Raw genomic sequence first — 2,533 nt, forward strand, 5'->3', positions numbered from 1 at the left:
GCCGCGAATTTTACGAGAAGCCAACTTCTGAGCGTAAGCGCAAAGCAGCAGCCGCTGTTAAGCGTCACGCCAAGAAAGTTCAGCGCGAACAGCGCCGCGCCGTTCGTCTGTACTAATACACAGACGTTCGTAGCAAGCTTCTTGCCTAAGCCCGGCCCTCAGCCGGGCTAATGGCATTTGCGTAAAACGCTTGATGCTTCACCGTCGAAGCCGCACACGCGACCGAGACAAACCTGCTTCACGCGTCAGACCTGGCTCTTTTGCCAGCGGTGCACGTCTTTTCTGACGAGCCTTTCAAGGCTACTGACGAGCACACCCACTGATTCCTCTTACGACGATCAGCCCAAGGCACCTGCATGCGTGCCCGCTTTATTGAGCTATCCGAGGCCCTTTATCGGCCGTCAGCGGATTCAGCGAAACACTTTCAAATAGTCGAAGACTGATCGGTACTAACGTCAGTGGATTTTCGGCAGATACACTTCCCGACAGCGATAACGCAGACGACACCGGTCGAGCCGCATATTTTGCGTGCCTACAGTAACGACCCGCGTCCGACAGCCTTTCGTATCGGACCCATTACAGCGCAGACGACGAGAACGCCATGGCCGGGCTGATTCCCCAGAGCTTCATTGACGACCTGCTGAACCGCACCGACATCGTCGATGTGGTCAGCTCGCGCGTGCAATTGAAGAAGGCCGGCAAGAACTACACCGCCTGTTGCCCGTTTCACAAAGAAAAAACCCCGTCTTTCAGCGTCAGCCCCGACAAACAGTTCTACTACTGTTTCGGCTGCGGCGCTGGCGGCAACGCCCTCGGCTTCCTCATGGATCACGACAATCTGGATTTCCCCCAGGCAGTCGAGGATCTGGCGAAAGCCGCTGGCATGGAAATTCCCCGCGAAGAAAGCGGCCGTCCGCACAAACCGCGCCAGCCGACCGATTCGCCGCTGTATCCGCTGCTGACCGCCGCTGCCGACTTTTATCGGCAGGCACTCAAGAGCCACCCAGCGCGCAAAGCCGCCGTGGATTACCTCAAGGGCCGCGGACTGACCGGCGAGATCGCCCGGGACTTCGGTCTCGGCTTCGCCCCGCCGGGCTGGGACAACCTGTTCAAACACTTGAGCAGCGACACGCTTCAGCAAAAAGCCATGATCGATGCCGGCCTGCTGATCGAAAACGCCGAAACCGGCAAACGCTACGACCGCTTCCGCGATCGCGTGATGTTCCCGATCCGCGATACCCGGGGCCGCATCATCGCTTTTGGCGGTCGCGTCCTCGGCGACGACAAGCCGAAATACCTGAACTCACCGGAAACCCCGGTATTCCATAAAGGCCAGGAACTCTACGGCCTTTATGAAGCGCGCAAGAACAACCGCAACCTCGATGAAATCATCGTCGTCGAAGGTTATATGGACGTCATCGCCCTCGCCCAGCAAGGCCTGAAGAATGCCGTCGCAACACTGGGCACCGCGACCAGCGAAGAACATATGAAGCGCCTGTTCCGAGTCGTACCGAACGTATTGTTCTGTTTCGACGGCGACCAGGCCGGCCGTAACGCCGCATGGCGGGCACTGGAAGCTACGCTTTCAAGCCTGCAGGACGGACGCCGTGCGCGCTTCCTGTTTCTGCCCGAAGGCGAAGACCCGGATACCCTGGTGCGCGCCGAAGGCACTGACGCGTTCAAGGCACGGATCAATCAGCACGCCCAGCCACTGGCAGATTACTTTTTCCAGCAACTGACGGAAGAAGCCGACCCGCGCTCGCTCGAAGGCAAGGCCCATATGGCCACCCTCGCGGCACCATTGATTGACAAAGTGCCGGGCGCCAACCTGCGCATCCTGATGCGCCAGCGCCTGACCGAAATCACCGGCCTGAGCAGCGAAACCGTCAGTCAACTCGCCCAAAGTGCGCCGCAGGAAGCGCCGCCCGCTTACGATCCGGGCATCGATTACGACGCAATGCCGGATTACAGCGACTACCATCAGCCGCAGGCACAGGACATGTATGTGCCGCAGCAGGAATGGACGCCGAAGAAACCCGGCGCCGGCGGCAAGAAATGGGACAAGAAACCCTGGGACAAGAATGGCAAGCGTGGCGGCGATCGCGACCAGCAGCGCCCGCGCACGCCGATTGGCGTCGAATCGCCGACCCTGACCGCCCTGCGCACACTGCTTCATCACCCGCAACTGGCCGAGCGCGTCGAAGATGCCGGGCACATTGCGGACGAAAATCAGACCAACGCCCAGTTGCTTGTGGCGTTGCTCGAAGCCGTACAGAAGAATCCCAAGCTAAACTCATTTCAGTTGATCGCGCGATGGCACGGCACTGAACAGGGTCGATTGCTCAAGGCACTGGCAGAAAAGGAATGGCTGATTGACGGAGATAACCTTGAACAACAGTTTTTCGACACCATTACTAGCTTGTCAGCCCGCCAACGCGAGCGAAATCTGGAACAACTGCTCAGGACAGCGCGTCAAAGCGAACTGAGCCTGGAAGAGAAAAATCAACTGCGCGACCTTGTAAGTCGCACTGTT

1 protein-coding gene and 1 pseudogene are annotated in these 2,533 nt (G+C 58.8%); both read left to right on the forward strand.

The window, feature by feature from the left end; all coding sequences use genetic code 11:
* Positions 1-116 (forward strand): annotated as a pseudogene (gene rpsU, locus ACIONG_RS30265) (30S ribosomal protein S21); the annotation flags it as partial.
* A 485-nt stretch (positions 117-601) separates the two neighbouring features.
* The coding region (dnaG, locus tag ACIONG_RS30270; protein ID WP_401304676.1) for a DNA primase at positions 602-2,533 on the forward strand (1,932 nt) is incomplete at its 3' end.

This window comes from Pseudomonas sp. NPDC087817 (assembly GCF_044742875.1).
In the GTDB taxonomy this organism is placed as follows: Bacteria; Pseudomonadota; Gammaproteobacteria; order Pseudomonadales; family Pseudomonadaceae; genus Aquipseudomonas.